The 16,204-nt window shown below is 40.3% G+C and carries 17 protein-coding genes and 1 riboswitch; of the genes, 11 read left to right on the top strand and 6 right to left on the bottom strand.

Annotated features, from left to right (window positions below):
* Positions 1-97: 97 nt before the first annotated feature.
* From AC622_RS21680 to AC622_RS11655, 5 genes are all read left to right on the top strand, one after another.
* The gene (locus AC622_RS21680; protein ID WP_053103756.1) at positions 98-349 is read left to right on the top strand and encodes a DUF485 domain-containing protein; all 252 of its coding nucleotides are present in this window, start codon (positions 98-100) and stop codon (positions 347-349) included.
* Complete coding sequence (locus AC622_RS11665; protein WP_049671213.1) at positions 346-1,899, top strand: solute symporter family protein; 1,554 nt, start codon at positions 346-348, stop codon at positions 1,897-1,899. Before AC622_RS21680 ends, AC622_RS11665 begins: the two co-directional genes overlap by 4 nt.
* Positions 1,900-2,048: 149 nt before the next feature.
* Positions 2,049-2,504 (top strand): hotdog fold thioesterase, encoded by a 456-nt coding sequence (locus AC622_RS11660; RefSeq protein WP_049671212.1) that lies wholly within the window; start codon positions 2,049-2,051, stop codon positions 2,502-2,504.
* Between the two features lie 89 nt (positions 2,505-2,593).
* The gene (locus tag AC622_RS21030) at positions 2,594-2,764 is read left to right on the top strand and encodes a hypothetical protein (protein ID WP_156185619.1); all 171 of its coding nucleotides are present in this window, start codon (positions 2,594-2,596) and stop codon (positions 2,762-2,764) included.
* A 93-nt stretch (positions 2,765-2,857) separates the two neighbouring features.
* Positions 2,858-3,355, top strand: coding sequence for a GNAT family N-acetyltransferase (locus AC622_RS11655; protein ID WP_049671211.1), 498 nt, complete (start codon positions 2,858-2,860; stop codon positions 3,353-3,355).
* 504 nt (positions 3,356-3,859) lie between these two features.
* Here the strand turns inward: AC622_RS11655 and AC622_RS11650 are convergent.
* From AC622_RS11650 to AC622_RS11635, 5 genes are all read right to left on the bottom strand, one after another.
* Complete coding sequence (locus AC622_RS11650; protein WP_231589518.1) at positions 3,860-4,606, bottom strand: alpha/beta hydrolase; 747 nt, start codon at positions 4,604-4,606, stop codon at positions 3,860-3,862.
* 339 nt (positions 4,607-4,945) lie between these two features.
* Positions 4,946-5,113 (bottom strand): hypothetical protein, encoded by a 168-nt coding sequence (locus AC622_RS21240; RefSeq protein ID WP_197089935.1) that lies wholly within the window; start codon positions 5,111-5,113, stop codon positions 4,946-4,948.
* Positions 5,114-5,615: 502 nt separating this feature from the next.
* The gene (gene thiW, locus AC622_RS11645) at positions 5,616-6,119 is read right to left on the bottom strand and encodes an energy coupling factor transporter S component ThiW (protein ID WP_049671210.1); all 504 of its coding nucleotides are present in this window, start codon (positions 6,117-6,119) and stop codon (positions 5,616-5,618) included.
* Positions 6,120-6,167: 48 nt separating this feature from the next.
* A complete protein-coding gene (gene tenA, locus AC622_RS11640; RefSeq protein WP_053103755.1) occupies positions 6,168-6,842 on the bottom strand; it encodes a thiaminase II in 675 nt (224 codons plus the stop codon).
* 131 nt (positions 6,843-6,973) lie between these two features.
* A riboswitch (TPP riboswitch) is annotated at positions 6,974-7,062 on the bottom strand.
* A 174-nt stretch (positions 7,063-7,236) separates the two neighbouring features.
* Positions 7,237-8,034 carry a 5'-methylthioadenosine/adenosylhomocysteine nucleosidase gene (locus tag AC622_RS11635; RefSeq protein ID WP_082197126.1) on the bottom strand — a complete coding sequence of 266 codons (798 nt, stop codon included), beginning with the start codon at positions 8,032-8,034 and terminating at the stop codon, positions 7,237-7,239.
* A gap of 296 nt (positions 8,035-8,330) precedes the next feature.
* On the opposite strand from AC622_RS11635, the gene AC622_RS11630 reads away from it, so the two are divergent.
* The 4 genes from AC622_RS11630 (at position 8,331) to AC622_RS11620 (ending at position 12,799) form a co-directional block, all read left to right on the top strand.
* Positions 8,331-9,008: an HAD family hydrolase gene (locus AC622_RS11630; RefSeq protein ID WP_049671208.1), complete on the top strand. Its 678-nt coding sequence runs from the start codon at positions 8,331-8,333 to the stop codon at positions 9,006-9,008.
* A 102-nt stretch (positions 9,009-9,110) separates the two neighbouring features.
* On the top strand, positions 9,111-11,126 hold the full coding sequence (locus AC622_RS11625; RefSeq protein ID WP_156185618.1) for a penicillin-binding transpeptidase domain-containing protein: 2,016 nt from the start codon (positions 9,111-9,113) through the stop codon (positions 11,124-11,126).
* 196 nt (positions 11,127-11,322) lie between these two features.
* Positions 11,323-11,496 carry a hypothetical protein gene (locus tag AC622_RS21235; RefSeq protein ID WP_197089934.1) on the top strand — a complete coding sequence of 58 codons (174 nt, stop codon included), beginning with the start codon at positions 11,323-11,325 and terminating at the stop codon, positions 11,494-11,496.
* Between the two features lie 352 nt (positions 11,497-11,848).
* Positions 11,849-12,799 (top strand): hypothetical protein, encoded by a 951-nt coding sequence (locus AC622_RS11620; protein ID WP_231589517.1) that lies wholly within the window; start codon positions 11,849-11,851, stop codon positions 12,797-12,799.
* A 671-nt stretch (positions 12,800-13,470) separates the two neighbouring features.
* Here AC622_RS11620 and katA read toward each other — a convergent pair.
* On the bottom strand, positions 13,471-14,919 hold the full coding sequence (gene katA, locus AC622_RS11615) for a catalase KatA (RefSeq protein ID WP_049671207.1): 1,449 nt from the start codon (positions 14,917-14,919) through the stop codon (positions 13,471-13,473).
* A 255-nt stretch (positions 14,920-15,174) separates the two neighbouring features.
* Here katA and AC622_RS11610 point away from each other — a divergent pair, with 255 nt between their 5' ends.
* Positions 15,175-15,417 (top strand): hypothetical protein, encoded by a 243-nt coding sequence (locus AC622_RS11610; protein ID WP_049671206.1) that lies wholly within the window; start codon positions 15,175-15,177, stop codon positions 15,415-15,417.
* A 135-nt stretch (positions 15,418-15,552) separates the two neighbouring features.
* On the top strand, positions 15,553-15,984 hold the full coding sequence (locus AC622_RS11605) for a DUF4395 domain-containing protein (protein ID WP_049671205.1): 432 nt from the start codon (positions 15,553-15,555) through the stop codon (positions 15,982-15,984).
* Positions 15,985-16,204 lie beyond the last annotated feature (220 nt).

Raw genomic sequence — 16,204 nt, 5'->3', positions numbered from 1 at the left:
AATACTCCACTCCGTTCTAAAAATCGTAATGTTAGTATAACGGGAGTTTTCCTGAAAGAGAATAGGAAAACCCCGAATAGGGTCCACTTTTTTTAAAGTGTCCACTATTCGGGGTTCAGTTCACACCCTTTTCTTCCTTGCTTTTTACTTTACATTACCTTTATTAGCAGCCTATACAAAAATCTTGCATAGGGAAATGATCCCTTCCATTCCTTGGGTTTGGATATTTGCGCTGGCTCAATTTATGCTCGTTTGGATTTGCGGGTGGATTTATATAAAAAAATCAAAAACATATGATTCGATGGCAGAGTTAATCATAAAAAAGTATAAGGAGAAGTACGATTTATGAGTGTTCTATCTTTGTCTCTGTTCCTGAGTATTATTGTATTAACATTGATGATTACTTACTTTGCCTCTAAAAAAACGAAAAGTGCCAGTGATTTTTATACGGATGGGGGAGGGCTGACAGCTTCACAGAACGGCTTGGCTATTGCTGGTGACTTTATGTCTGCCGCCTCTTTTTTGGGGATAACAGGGGCAATTTCCTTAATAGGATTTGACGGTTTTTATATGAGTATTGGTAACCTGCTTGGTTTTCTTTTCATGCTTTATCTTATTGCTGAACCAATGCGTAACCTAGGCAAATATACGTTAGCTGATATGCTTGCATCACGGTTTCCTTCAAATAAGGTACGGGGAACAACAGCAGCTAATACATTAGTCATCTCAATATTTTATATGATTGCTCAACTGGTTGGTGGAGGCGGTTTAGTTAGTTTAATGCTAGGAATTGATTATTGGCTAGCGGTTGTGATAGTCGGTATTTTAATGACCGTATATGTAATTTTTGGAGGGATGACCGCAACGAGTTGGGTGCAAATCATTAAGGCGATTCTGTTGCTTGGTGGATCGTTCATCTTAACATTCCTCGTATTTGCAAAATTTGATTTCAGTATTATAAAGCTATTCCAGGAAATTAGGACTGCTAGTCCGCTTGGTCCGGAATTAGCAAACCCAGGGAATAAATACAGTAATGGCTTGGATATGATCTCGCTAAATATGGCACTTGTATTGGGAGTGGCTGGTTTACCGCATTTGCTCATTCGCTTCTTTACGGTCAAAGATGCTGTGACAGCAAGAAAGTCAGTTGTCTATTCGACCTGGCTAATTGGTGCGTTCTTCTTGATGGTAGTCTTCCTTGGGTTTGGAGCGACCGTTTATGTCGGATGGGACCAAATCATTGCAGCCAATCCTGCAGGAAATATGGCAGCACCTTTGCTTGCATTATCAGTTGGCGGTGATTTCTTGTTTGCTTTTATTTCAGCAATCGCTTTTGCAACCATTCTAGCAGTCGTTTCTGCTCTTGTCCTGACTTCAGCATCTGCTTTTGCCCATGATATTTATGGGCAAATCATAAAAAAAGGACAGGTATCGAAAAAACAGCAAATGAGGGTTGCACGGATATCTTCAATATTAGTTGCCGTTATCTCCATTTTCCTTGCGTTGCTGGCTCAAAACTTAAATGTTGCTTTCTTATCGGTATTAGCACTTGGAATAGGAGCTAGTGCTAATTTGCCGGTCATGTTATGTACGATTTATTGGAAGCGCTTTAATGCCACTGGTGCCATAACAGGGATGTTAGTCGGTTTGATTAGTTCTGTTGTGCTTGTTTTATTAAGCCCTAATGTTTGGAATCCAGAACCAGGCGCGGCTATCTTGACGGGTAAAGCTTTGTTTCCTCTGACCAATCCAACCATTATCACTGTGCCATTAGGATTCCTGGGTGCTTATTTAGGAACCATCCTCTCGGCTAAGACAAAAGAATCTGATGATAAATATAGCGAGATTCTTTTTAGATCGAATACTGGTTATGGCGTCAGTGCACCAGAAAAACATTGATAAAAACTCAGCGGAAGAACTCATCATCTTCTGCTGAGTTTATAGCATATTTACTTATTAGTGAATCCGGGATGAATCATTATGTAAAACAGCTGTTCGCTTTAAAAAGGCTGTTGATCGATCTACTATTCTACTAAAGGGGGAGAAAAATGAATAACGAAGAGCATGAGATACATAGAAAATATCATCGGCATATATTCGAAAAAATGGAGCAAGAGCCATTTGCTCAATTTCTTGGAATACAACTAATAGAAATGGGCGAGGGTACGGCAAAAGCTAAATTAGACGTCAAAAACGAATCTATGCTTAATTCCCACGGAACAATACATGGAGCCATTATCTTTGCTTTGGCTGACTATGTATTTGCTGCTGCTTGCAATTCCTATGGAAAAACAGCCGTAGGATTGTCTACAACGATTAATTTTATTTCTGCAGCTAAAAAGGACTACCGTCTTGAGGCGGAAGCGATGGAAGAAAAGAGGAACAATCGTATTGGATGGTACAAAATCAATGTAACATGCAGAGGTGATTTGATCGCCACAATGGAGGCAATCGCCTATAGGAAAAAGGAATATTTCATTGAAGATCGATGTCAGGATGAATGATGTTGGGGTATGTTGGAAGAAAACCTGATAAAATAGAGTCATATTGATGGCAAATGAGCAGAATATCAAAGTTTATGAGAGATTTAGGTTTGAAGACATTGGTATACATTAAAGGGGTCCGCAATATTATTCACAATGGTGAAGGGTCTTTAACATGTGATGACGATCGCAGTGATTCAAGGCTGTTAGATAAACGGCCTTTTCTTATTCAGTACCGCTCGGTGCAAAAGCAAAATGCACAATTTCGCCGCATCGATTGATCGTTGAGTCGGGGGTGAAGTAAGATCTTATAGGCAATTATCGCAATAGATTAAAAGCACCTATTGAATAGGCATTATTGGAGGATTAGTTGTATGCAGATTCGTGAAATTCAAGAGAAAGACAATGAACGAATGGAACAGATCATTAAACGTTCCTTGGAATCATTTGATTTAAATATTCCTGGAACCGCCTATTATGATCCACAGCTTGGAGATCTAGCTCAATTCTATAAGGAACAACCTCATGCAAGGTATTGGGTACTAGTAAATGAACAGGATGAAGCAGTTGGAGGAGTCGGGATTGCACCATTTGGATTGGAGCGGGATGTATGTGAATTGCAAAAGCTGTATATAGCACCCGTTGCTCAAGGACAGGGCCTGTCGAGAATGCTGATGAATATAGCTCTCAACTTTGCTGAGGAACATTATACATATTGTTACTTAGAAACAATGAAGAAACTCCAGGTGGCAAATCTCCTTTATTTCAAATATGGGTTCCGACAGCTTGATAAACCGCTGGATGGCTCAGAGCATAATACGATGGACGCCTGGTATCTAAAAGAATTACGGGGGATAAGCAGCTTAGAATAATGAGAGGTACGACTGAAGTGTGAGTGAATCGGAATTATTCGAGGTCTATTCCTAGTGCTGACTCATATTAAGATCGAAGTAATACGCATTGATTCTTCTTTGTATGGGGTGAGTAGGGCACCTCATAAAAGATAAATAAAATTGAGGCTGGGACATAGGTATTTCAGCCAATGATAAACCCGAATAATTAGACGATAAATGAATGAATTCTATCGTCTAATTATTCGGGTCTTTAATTGTTGCTTTCTACTATTAGTGACTAGTGAAATAGAGCGAAATGCACTCACTCCAGCGGGAAGTAGGGGAAAGGATGAGACCCCGCAGGCGTAAGCGCCGAGGAGGCACAGCTTCCTCCCCGCGGAAAGCGAGTGCATTTCGCGGAATGGAACGGACTCGTATTTCCAACTGCTATTGAATAGGAATAATAAATGACTATCATTCGTTTTTGAGGATCATTTATTTTGTTTTGTCCCAGCCTCAAGTAAGAATAAGTGACACTAGCACTTATCCTTCGGAAATTTTTAACCACGTTAAGGTTTCTTTCATTATTTCATCCTGCTGTTCTTTATTGGATATGGTCGCTGTACCATCACCTTTTTGTGATCCATACATTCCAAATTGGGCATGGTTTCCTCCTTTGACTTCATAGAGGGTTGCTTCAGAGGAAAGTAAATGTTTCGTATCATTGATTTTTTCAGTTGTTGTTAATCCATCAAACTCCGCATAGAGGGATAGGGTAGGCAGGTCTGTTTCGGAAAAATCACTGGAATTGCTCGGATAGGAAGCCAATAGGATTAAGCCTTGGATATCTTTAAGATTGTCGTATGCATAAGTTGCAGCAGCTACTCCGCCAAGTGAATGCCCGCCTATATACCAGTTTGTAATGTCACTGAACTCATCCATTATGACATCTGCTTGGTTTATATCTAAAAGAGCAAAGTTCAAGGTAACCTTAGGGACGATGACTAAGTAATCATTGTCTGCCAGACCTTGAGCATAGTAGCTATATGCTTCAGGTTCTACCTTTGCTCCAGGGTATAGAATAATACCGCCTTTTGGTTGAGCTTTTGGCTCAAATACTAGCCAGTTATTTTCAGTCTTAATGTCATTTACATTTACATAGGAAGTAAGCTCTTCAGATGCATCGTATGTTTGTTGTGACCAAATATAAAAGCCTGTCATACCGAGTACAACAATCATCAATAGGACACCTAAACTAATCATTAATTTTTTCATAAAAGGTTTTTTCATAAAAGGTTCTCTTCTCTTTCATAAATAGTGTGCAAATACAATTTTAGCATATACAATTCATTCGCTTTGTGTAAATTCATTCCATACAAGCAGTACAGGCTATCACTATAACTTACGTACATTTTAGCTGTATATGCATGTTTATTGATTGCACGTTAAAAATGCTAATCAATCATGCAACTAAAAAGAAGATGACTCCGGCAAGCTGCCCGGAGTCATCTCATCGCCGCTTTAACACGGCATTTCCTTTTTATTAAGCTGTCTGCTTATCAGGGAGCAGTTCATTGGTTATTCAAACTGTCATCAGATAAGAATTATCCGGTATCGTTACCCTAAACGTTAAACACCCATGCGTTTCCGCTGGTTGTTTGGTTTTTTTGTCAGTTGGCTTTGCAATTCCTTCGTCTTTTTGACAGGACCCGTTGAATGGCTGCCAGTCTGGTTGACCTGGTTCTTAGCCGCAAGCTTTTGTTTAATAGCTTCTTGAAGACTTACTTTTTTAGACATATGATAAGGTTCTCCTTAAATGAATTTCCTTAATAATATCCCCAAAAAGCGATAACATCAAGATTTCTCTTCCGAAATCCTTCTTCAGATGATTTTTTCAAGATTGTTTATTATTCTGGGGGGACAATTTTTCTGTATGCGATTAGTAAACTATTTTGCCCTGTGCGGGGTCTGCAATTGTAAACCCTGGGGCAATTGAGAATCACTGTGGAAGGAAGTGGAACCTCCTATTCATCCTTATGAGTTTTTGGTTATGTCTAAAAGAACTTATGCGCCACTTTCCCCTTTTGAAAACTCTTAAATAGATAGAATCCTCCTAGGATAAGGACTAGAATAATGACGACTGAAATCGCACCGAATTGTAGAAAAGCTTTTGCTGATGCTGATAAAAAGCTCTATTATCCCCCTTAAGAAATAGAGTATGAGTAAATTATAACATCAGTAAAGGGGATAATTGTAAATGATGGAAACTGAGCTTCTATACCCTGATTGGGCTGTTTATTTATCTTATCTTTTGTTCATTTGGCAGTAAAACTCGGTTCCTGATCAATATCTTCAATAATCCATATCCCATGACTGCTCCAGTGACGGAACTGATGGTGAAGGCAGGGATGAGTCCAAATAATGTCGCTTCTTTTCCAAAGAAAAGAACGGCAATGGGGTAGGTCGCCATGGCTCCTAGAAGTCCTGTGCCAATGACTTCTCCTGTGGCTGCGAGCCCGATTTTCTTTGTTTTGCTGTAAAGAATAGCGGCTAAGAAGGCACCAATCATGCTGCCTGGATAGGCAAACACACTGCCTGTTCCTGTGACATTTCTGATTGTGGAAGAAAGGAATGCCTGCATAACCGCATAGGCAGGGCCGAGAAGAACAGCTGAAAGTAAATTAACGAGATGCTGTATGGGAAAGATCTTGGCAAAGCCGATAGGGATGTAAATCAGGCTGCTTGTTATAGTTGTGATCGCCGTTAGTAAAGCGGTCATGGTCAATTTGGTAATCGTGGACATTAAGGTTTCACTCTCCTATCTGTCTATGAATCAGCTTGATTTCGACGCTTAAATGGGCCAATCCAGCTGTTTGTCATTCATTTCCCAAAACAAATATTCATATTTGGATGTTACCTGAAAATATTCCTCAAGCTTGGCTAGTTCACGCTCCGGTTTTCCTTCTGCCAGTTCATCCATCAGTTGAATGAGCGATTTCGTACCTTCAGCAAACTCTATAGAGTCATAGGTTTCAATCCAATTGGCATAAGGGTTGGAGGCGAGCCCGTCTCCATATTGTTTTCTAAGTAATTTTCCGATTTCCCAATAATCCCAGGCACATGGTAATAAGCAGGCGACTACATCAGCTAAGCTGCCATTTTGAGCGATATTCAGCATATAGCTTGTATACGCTACATTAGTGGGGGTTGCTTTGGTTGACTCCAGCTCTTGCCGGCTGATTCCGAAGCTTTCGGCATATTGCCGATGCAATTCCATTTCGACATGCAAAGTGTCATGTAAGATAGCAGCGAACGTATTCATCGTTTTCAGGTTGTGCGCTTTGATGGCACCGATGGCAAATAATTTTGCATAATCGATTAAATACACATAATCCTGTTTTAAATAATGAACGAACTTCTCCTTCTCTAAAGTTCCTTTCCCTAATCCTTGCACGAATGGATGACGATGATTTCGTTCCCAAATCGGTTGTACATTTTGATACAGTCTTTCCGTGAATGTCGTCATTTCATATCCTCCTTTATGAAATAGAGTTGATCCTCGTCGGTAAAGCAGCTAGTGAATAGCAACAGACTTAAACAAAATAAAAACCACCTCCCTATACGGGAAGTGGCTAATAACGATCGAAATAGTAGTCGTCGAAATCATTCCTACTTCCCTCCGCTAGTATTAACTAGATCAGGTTCAAAGGGTTCATCTCAGCCGATTGGCGCCCCTAGTAAGTGCGAATATGAAGGCAGAATAGGAGAGAAATATCTTCTCTCAAACATCTAACCTTATTTCTTATAGCTTAACATATTATTGGATGGAAACAACCATTTTTAGGAAAAACGAGAGTGTTATAGGGAAACGAAAAACCACCTCTGGTATATCCAGCAGGCGGTTTCATCGTTTTAAACTTTTATAGTCCTTTTACAAGATTACGAACAATCTCGGCGGAATTCTCAGCCGCTTTCGTTTCGAATTCCTCGTATGTGACATCTGCTTCGCCGTTGGCAAGGTCAGAAATGGCGCGGATAATAGTTACAGGAATCTGATTAACACTTGCTACATGAGCAATGGCCGCTCCTTCCATTTCAGCTGCATACGCATCAAAAGACTCAATCAATTCTTCCTTCAAGGCTTGGTCGCTTACAAATATGTCACCTGAAGCGATTGTGCCGATATAGGCTTTGTTATCCTTCATAACCTCATTAGCGATAGCTTGAGTTTTTTCTGCAAGCTCTTTATCTGTTTGGAAATAGGTTGCCTTTCCATCCTCAGACATATCAGAAATATATCCTTTCTCATGGCCGAAAGCGGTGATATCCATATCATGCTGTACCGCTTGATTGGATACGACGATATCTCCTACCTCTAATTCGCTGTATAATCCGCCTGCCACACCTGTATTGATTAATGTATCAACATTAAACTCATCAATCAAGATTTGGGCACAAAGGGCAGCGTTAACTTTCCCAACTCCTGATTTGACGATAACAACATCTCGGTCGTTTAATTCTCCAGTATGGAATTCGAGACCCGCTATTTCCTTCACTTCAGCATTTGCCAATTCCGATTGGAGGCTAGTGACCTCAGAATCCATGGCTCCGATAATGCCGATTGGCTTTACTTCCTCTGCTTGATTTCCTTCATTGTTCCCGCTGCAGCCTGCCATTAATACAAAGGAAGACAAGATGACCGCCAATGTTTTTTTCATAAATAAATCCTCCAATACCGAAATAAATAATACAACACTATCATTATATTTATATATAAACACTTGTCAATAAATAAAACATATGTTTATTTAAAATTTTTTATTATTGTTCGTATATATGGCATTTTGGTTTAAAAAATAAAGGGGATAACATCTTAATGGGATTGAAATCCGAACGTTGGGTTCGTGCCATCAAACTAATCAAGCCCCGAAGTTTATTTAGCAATCAACCGTATTAGGAAGAAGCATGGTTGGGTATAAAAGGAATAGAGATATATAGGAGAGGAAGATGCGGGATGGAGTTAAAAACCATATTATTTGATTTTGATGGAACGATTGCAGATACCCTGCCGGCAGCATTTGATGCATTTCGATATGTATTCAAGAAATACGACGGAAAAGAAATGACGGATGAGGACATCGTACAGTATTTTGGTCCGATTGAGGATGAGATGCTGAGAAAGCATCTAGAACATAAGGATAAGCTGAACCAAGCCATTGAGGATTTTTATGAGCAATATGAAAAAGGGCATGACCGAGAATTTGAGGGTCTGGAGAAAATCCAGGAGATGCTTGAGCAATTCAAGGAGATGGATCTCAATCTTGGGATTGTAACAGGTAAGAGCAGAAGATCCCTAACCTTTTCGCTTGAAGCATTAGGGATATATGATTACTTCGACGTTACCATTGCGGGTGATGATGTAAAGAACCCGAAACCGGATAAGGAGGGGGTTGAGAAGTGTATGAAGCTTCTCCAAAACAAGCCTTCAGAGATCTTATTCGTCGGTGACAGCGAGTCGGATATGGCTGCCGGAGCAGCTGCAGGTGTGAAGACGGCGGCAGCCCAATGGTTCAGTACGGTTCAAACATCTGATTTTAAAACCGAACCGGATTATACGTTCACTTCTATCTCCGATTTTTGTCAGTATATCGAAGGTCATCAGCAGGCTAAAAAAGAAAAAAAGATTCATTGAAGCTTAAAAACTCCTTGTCCAAATGGATAAGGAGTTTTTTGTGTCGGTTAATAACGCCTCATTTGCTATAATAATGATAGTGATTGGAAGGAGGCAGAATCTTTGGGCAAAAAAAGTATTCTAGCAAGCTTTTTATTTATATTACTTTTCATATCAGTCGGGTGCAGTGATGACTCTGTTCAGCCAGAAAGCCGGCTGAATGACTATGTGAAATTGTGGAACAAGCAGGACTTTGAAGAAATGTATACAGATTATCTTTCGGCTTCCACAAAGGAATCCTACAAAAATGAAGACTTCATCGACCGTTATGAAAAGGTTTACAGTGATCTTGGCATAACCGATTTAAAGGTGGAGACCGCATTTGAAGGGGAGCAGGATCGTGAGGACAAGGAACAGGTCACACTTCCGATAAAGGCGAAAATGAACTCCATTGCAGGAGAAATTGAGTTTGATAAGGATGTTGAATTAAAGAAAGAGACACGTGATGAGGAAGAGAATTGGTATATCAATTGGGATACAACCTTCATCTTACCAGATTTACAAAAGGACGAGAAAATTGGCATCAAATCTACGAAAGCGCAAAGGGGAGAAATTTTTGACCGAAATGGAAAGGGTCTTGCCATAAACGGGACTGCCCAGCAGGTTGGAATCGTACCAGAGCAATTCGATGATACGAAGAAGGCAGAAGTTGCAAAAATTCTAGATAATACGACAGAATACATTGATAAGCAATTAAATCAAAGCTGGGTAGAACCATCTCTATTTGTGCCAATCCAAAAGATTGCCAAGGATGATAAGGAACGAATCGAACAGCTTAATGCAATTGACGGAGTTCAGTTCAGTGAAACGGCCGTTCGTGAATACCCTTATAAGGAAAGTGCTGCCCATTTGACCGGTTATGTTGGGACAATCACTGCCGAAGAGCTTGAGAAGCATAAGGATAAGGGATATTCAGCGAGCAGTGTCATTGGGAAGCGTGGACTCGAGGAATTATTGGAGGAGCAGCTCCGGGGCAAGGATGGCTATACCATCTATATTGACCGCGAAGAACCGGCCGTAATCGCAGAAACAGAGCCTGAGGATGGTCAAAGCGTCACATTAATGGTTGATGCTGACCTGCAGAAGACAGCCTATACGAATATGAAAGGTGTTGCCGGTACGTTCTCAGCTGTCCAGCCTGAAACAGGAGATGTACTTGCCTTAGTTAGCTCTCCATCCTTTGACCCAAATGATTTCATCTTAGGTATGAGTGCCGAGAATTATAAGAAACTAGAGGAAAATGCGAAGCAGCCTCTATTGAATCGTTTTGCAGCGACCTTCTCACCAGGGTCATCCATAAAGCCGCTCATTGCCATGATAGGCCTTAATGCTGGAACACTTGATCCGAATAAAACAATCGATATCTCCGGGTTGAAATGGTCCAAGGGAGAGGAGTGGGGAAATGCTTCCATTACGCGCGTGACCGATCCAAAGCGCCCTGTTGATTTAGAAGCGGCTCTTCAATACTCCGATAATATTTATTTCGCCCAGACAGCTCTAGCCATTGGGGAAGATAAATTAATAAGTGGTTTGAAGGATTTGGGAGTAGGAGAGGAAAAGTTCCCGCTTGAATACCCGATAAGGGCCTCTCAAATTTCCAATGATGGGAAACTGACGAGCAGTAAGCTGCTCGCAGATACCGGGTACGGCCAAGGAGAAGTACTCATGAGCCTTGTTCATCTTGCTTCCCTTTATGGCGGTATCGTTCAAGATGGTACACTTATGAAGCCGAGATTATTTGAGACAACAGAAGCAGCTGTTTGGAAGGAATCCATCACCTCAAGCGACAATGCCGCTTTGCTGAAGAAGGATATGCGCAAGGTCGTCACAGATGGAACCGCAACGGCAGCCAAGTCGGATCAGTTTGCTTTAGCAGGAAAGACCGGTACAGCAGAATTAAAGAAAAGTCAGGATGAAAAGGGACAGGAAAATGGCCTGTTTGTCGCCTATGACCAAAATAATCCTAACGCCGTCATGTCCATCCTAGTGGAGAATGTCCAAGATGAAGGTGGAGGCAAGGCTGTTCAGAAAATGGTCCTGCAAACATTCGAGAAATGGGAAGCAGAAGGACGGAATTGAATAAGATAAAACACCAGCTGTCAGGATAGCTGGTGTTTTTTTATGGGAGGCATAGGAGAGCGGAAGATAGAGCTGACTTGAATAACTGGGTCTAGCTAGGTAGATTCGTTCAACTAGGATTTACCTGAAAATAACAAAATGTTACAATTGAGGCAGTACAGCTTTCCTGCAAAAGGGGGAAAAGGAGGTACATGCTTTGTCTATTGGATTTCTTGCCCTTATCACGATGGCCATATGGGTCATCCAAATGAATGAATTAATGAAGCCTGAAGAAAATCAGGACAATAGAAAAACCATCGTCTTCACTTCCTTCGGATGCTTGTTAACAACGATTTTGACTGTCCAGCTTTTTCAACATTTCATCGCTTGAAAAGTAATCAGAGGTTTCTTTATATAGAGCTATTTGAGAACGGGTGCTTTTCTCTACGATCGGGAGCTGATTGATCAGCTCTTTTTTTTATTTTGGAAAAGAGGCTGGTTAGAGGAAGAAGGAATTTGAAAAAATCATAAGAAATATGAGTCTCTAAACAGACAAATAAGGGGAAATCATGGACTTGTGACTGATTCGGTTATAAGGCCATTATTAGAAAGGATCATTCGTATTGGCAACCGAGGATATGAAGAAAGCTATTAAGATATTAAATATGGAAGAGGTGGAAATAAAGGGAATCTAGAAAATTGGAGAAGGAGCATGGCACTCTGTTTATAAAATTGAAAAAATTATGGAAGATGCCATTGTCATAAGGATAAAGAAAAAGAAGGCTTATGGACAATTACAGGAATTTAAAGAGCTCGACCTGAAAACGGAATATGAATCTTCAAAGGCTTACTACGGACTGGCCAACCAATGTTCTGTTAATATTTGTCCGTCATTTTTCAAATACTTTTTAGATGAATCAATTGTATTTACCGTTGAAAGTTTTATGGGTAAGGGAAGAAGGATTCAAAGTTTAAATCATATAGAAGCAAGCAGTCTTGGAAGAAAACTAGGGATTTTCTTTCAAGCTATGCACGGAAAATCTCCTGGTATAAAAGGATTCGGTAACCTGGTGTGGAATGGTGAGCGCCTTGAAGGTAGTGTGCAGAAAGATTCAGCTCAAATATGGCAGGCTGATAACCATTACTACGTTAGTGTTATGCATAAATTGATTGCTGCTGATTTAGAGTTTGATAGAGATATGATCGTTGAAAAGATACAAACCATAATCAAAAACAGACGAGAAAACCAACAAACCATTTCTTTAGTCAATCAAGATATAACACCAGAAAACATCATTTTCGATTATCCGGATGTTTCTCTCATTGATCCGTTTCCAAGGCTGGATTTCAATCTAAAATATGCAGGTTATTTTGTTTTTTGTTATAAATTCCTTCTGATGGCTTATTCGAATGCACCAAGGTATCAAAAAAATCAATATCATGAAAATTATGAGGTTCTTAGTAAAATAGCAGATGGTTTTATTGATGGGTACATAGATGAAAGTGAATCTTTGTATAAGCAGATAATGGATGAATACATCTTATGGACATTGTTAGAAACATATGAACACTATGAGATGTTGAGTAAAGAGAAATTAAGCCAAAAAACTGTGTTACAAATGGGGAATAAGGATATAATCCATCAGCGACTTAAATTATGTTTAGAACACTTAGTGAATTTATGTAGAATCTAATAGTTTAGTGCTAGGTATGATTCCTTCCTTTTTCATTGGATGATTATTTTAGAAAGATGCATCTAAAAACCAGGGGCAATAAATTATGTACCGGCCATGTCCAAAATAACCGTAACGGCGTCTTGATGGCTAGTGCTTTTTATATGAAGATTGATTGTGGCTTTCTACTATTAGGACTAGTGGGATGGAGAGAAATACACTCGACTCCTGTGGGACGTAGAGGAAAGGTGAGGAAAGGTTGAAACCCCACAGGCACATGTGCCGAGGAGGCTCAAGCCTTCCTCCCCGCGGAAGCGACTACACTTCGCGGAATGGAACGAATTTATATTTTCAACTGCTAGTGAATAGGAATAATAAGGTATAACCATTCGTTTTGTCCTAGCCTCCATGTTTTTTCTCGAAATGAACTGTTTTTAATTCACTTTACAACACCAGCTGCCCAAACAGGCTGTTTAGAATGAGTGCCATTCCCAAGTTAATTTACATAATATTTTTATTTTCTAAATTAACAAACAATACTGCTAAACAGCCCCTTATTGATAATCTGCCTATTTAATCGAGAAAATGAACAAAAAAGGGAGATACTTTGTCGAAAAGTATCTCCTAATAATTGAGAATATAGTTTTGCAAATGAGAATAGAATTTGTTAAATTTGATTGCTTACAGTTCTATTAAACTTCTTCTGGAATGTTAATTCCAAGACCAGCGGCTACAAGTGTACCGTATTCTGGGTCTGCTTTGTAGAAGTGCTGGATTTGACGTTCAATGATTTCAGGAATCGTTACGCCTTTCATGGCTCCAACAATGTTGTTGACAAGGTTCGCACGTTCCTCGTTGCTCAATAAGCGGTATAGATCGCCTGCTTGAGTGTAGAAGTCATCGTTGTCGTATGGTGTGCTTGCAGCATAGCCTTCGACTTCATAGGCGGCTTGCTGGTCTTGCTTGGACTCGTATGGTCCGCCAAAGCTGTTTGGCTCATAGTATACAGAGCCCCCGCCATTGGATGTTGGGTTCATTTGACCATCGCGTTGGTGGTTGTTCACTTCAACAGCAGGGCGGTTGATTGGCAAGTGGTTATGGTTCGCACCAACACGGTAGCGGTGAGCATCCGCATAGGCGAACAAACGGCCTTGCAATAATTTATCTGGTGATACATCTACGCCAGGTACTAGGTTACCAGGGGAGAATGTTGCTTGTTCTACTTCAGCGAAGTAGTTTTCAGGGTTTTTGTTAAGAACCATGCGGCCTACTTCGATTAATGGATAGTCTTTTTGAGACCATACTTTTGTTACATCGAATGGATCGAAGCGGTATGTGTTTGCATCTTCAAGCGGCATGATTTGGACACATAGCTTCCAAGATGGATAGTCTCCAGCTTCGATTGCATTATGAAGATCTTCGATATGGTAGTCAGGGTTCGTACCAGCTAGCTCTGCTGCCAATTCAGAAGATAGGTTCTTGATGCCTTGCTCGGATTTCCAGTGATACTTGATCCATACGCCTTGACCTTCAGCGTTTGTCCATTTGAATGTATGGCTTCCGAAACCATGCATATGGCGCCATGTTGCCGGGATACCACGGTCAGACATAAGAATGGTTACTTGGTGCAAGGACTCAGGAGACAGGCTCCAGAAATCCCAAACGGCATTTGGGTTTTTCAAGTGGGTTTTTGGATCACGCTTTTGCGTATGTATGAAATCTGGGAATTTGATCGCGTCACGAATGAAGAATACTGGCGTGTTGTTACCAACGATATCGTAGTTTCCTTCTTCAGTGTACAATTTAACGGCAAATCCACGCGGGTCACGCAAGGTGTCAGCTGCACCTAGTTCTCCGGCTACTGTAGAGAAACGGATGAATAATGGTGTTTTCTTACCGACTTCAGATAGGAAAGCCGCTTTCGTGTATTGTGTCACATCATTTGTTACTTCAAAGTAACCATGAGCGCCGCCGCCTTTTGCGTGAACAACACGTTCAGGTACTCTTTCACGGTTAAAGTGTGCCAATTTTTCTAATAGATGCACATCTTGGATTAGCGTAGGTCCGCGTCTGCCTGCTGTGATGGAGTTTTGGTTATCTCCAACAGGAGCGCCCCAGCTAGTTGTTAATTTTTTGCTCATTTTCCATATCACCTCTTGTTTAGGATAAACCTATTATATTAATTTTTATTTAGATTATCAATTAAAAACATCTATTTAATTAAAATTATTATAAACTAGGAAATTATTAGGCGGTGGAGGATGAGGTTTAAACAAGGGACAATTTTGTTGCCCCTGTCTAACAAAATTGGAAGATAGAAATGAGGATTTTGCTAGTATGCTTATGGGAGATGAAAAACATCAGGTAAGATCAGTGTCAAAAGGGTGAAATGAAACATGTTAGAAAGGGAAAGAAAGCTATTAAGTGTGATCTCAAGACAAATGTCTGTTGAAGGAGGATATGTTACCCATCGGTCAGGCACCTCGGATGACATGCCAATCGTAGCTGAAATCCATGGGGTCAAACAAGATGAGGCAGTCAATATATTGAAGAGATTTGGTGCATTGATTGAAACATCTGTCTCTAAAAGGACATATCAAATTCTTGGTTATTTGATTTATTTCTCCTTACACCAATGATTCATTCAAAGTGTCATCTCTATAGAAGGATTTACATTGTTCATTATATCATTCAGATGAAAATCTTTCCAATTGCATATAGATAAGATAAAATATTCATTAAACACATAAAACATATTGGAGAGGTGTGATTTAATGGCTGAGCAAGTTCGAACAATTCCGCGGCCGTTAGTACGTTTGAATCAATGGTTTATCTTTTTGAGTGTTGTGCTGACATGGGTGACGGGAATCCATGAGATATTAGCCATTCCGCTTATCGCAGGCTTAATGGGCCTGGTATTTAATTTTAATCCGATTATGAGAGCGGGAAGATTATTCTTGCGCAAAAAAACTTCAGAATATATCCCGGAGGAATGGGATCAGCAGCAATTCAATCAAACGATTGCGGTTATATGCTTAAGCGGCGGCTTGATCAGCTTTTATGCAGGCTGGAACGCGGTTGCCTATGCATTTACAATGATGGTTGCGGCTGCTTCCTTTATCGCCATTCTCGGATTTTGCATTGGCTGCTTCATCCGTTTTCAATGGAAGCAGTATAGGTATAAACGCTCCATTAAAAAGGCGTAATTCAATTATTGGCTACTTCAGGCAAGCCTCTATGACGGGTTTGTCTTTTCTTTTTAGTTAAAGGGTTCGCTGAACCTGCTTTTTAGAGAAAGAATCGATGAAAGGCTACATATAATGTGAAGACTTGTTCCTTTTTAGTTCAAGAGGTCACCATTCCTTCTGCGACTCATAAACTGTACCATGCATTCCTAGTTGACTAATATTTGAGGACGCACACTGG

Source organism: Bacillus sp. FJAT-27916 (assembly GCF_001183965.1).
Lineage (GTDB): Bacteria > Bacillota > Bacilli > Bacillales > Pradoshiaceae > Pradoshia.
Note: the sequence above shows the minus strand (reverse complement) of the source record. Positions and strands in the feature narration are given on the sequence as shown.

Bases quoted from the DNA above. Each gene is read 5' to 3' on its own strand.
- AC622_RS11665 (WP_049671213.1), top strand. From the start codon at position 346: ATGAGTGTTCTATCTTTGTCTCTGTTCCTGAGTATTATTGTATTAACA.
- AC622_RS11660 (WP_049671212.1), top strand. From the start codon at position 2,049: ATGAATAACGAAGAGCATGAGATACATAGAAAATATCATCGGCATATA.
- AC622_RS11655 (WP_049671211.1), top strand. From the start codon at position 2,858: ATGCAGATTCGTGAAATTCAAGAGAAAGACAATGAACGAATGGAACAG.
- AC622_RS11650 (WP_231589518.1), bottom strand. From the start codon at position 4,606: ATGAAAAAACCTTTTATGAAAAAATTAATGATTAGTTTAGGTGTCCTA.
- AC622_RS21240 (WP_197089935.1), bottom strand. From the start codon at position 5,113: ATGTCTAAAAAAGTAAGTCTTCAAGAAGCTATTAAACAAAAGCTTGCG.
- thiW (WP_049671210.1), bottom strand. From the start codon at position 6,119: ATGTCCACGATTACCAAATTGACCATGACCGCTTTACTAACGGCGATC.
- tenA (WP_053103755.1), bottom strand. From the start codon at position 6,842: ATGACGACATTCACGGAAAGACTGTATCAAAATGTACAACCGATTTGG.
- AC622_RS11635 (WP_082197126.1), bottom strand. From the start codon at position 8,034: ATGAAAAAAACATTGGCGGTCATCTTGTCTTCCTTTGTATTAATGGCA.
- AC622_RS11630 (WP_049671208.1), top strand. From the start codon at position 8,331: ATGGAGTTAAAAACCATATTATTTGATTTTGATGGAACGATTGCAGAT.
- AC622_RS11620 (WP_231589517.1), top strand. From the start codon at position 11,849: ATGGAAGATGCCATTGTCATAAGGATAAAGAAAAAGAAGGCTTATGGA.
- katA (WP_049671207.1), bottom strand. From the start codon at position 14,919: ATGAGCAAAAAATTAACAACTAGCTGGGGCGCTCCTGTTGGAGATAAC.
- AC622_RS11610 (WP_049671206.1), top strand. From the start codon at position 15,175: ATGTTAGAAAGGGAAAGAAAGCTATTAAGTGTGATCTCAAGACAAATG.
- AC622_RS11605 (WP_049671205.1), top strand. From the start codon at position 15,553: ATGGCTGAGCAAGTTCGAACAATTCCGCGGCCGTTAGTACGTTTGAAT.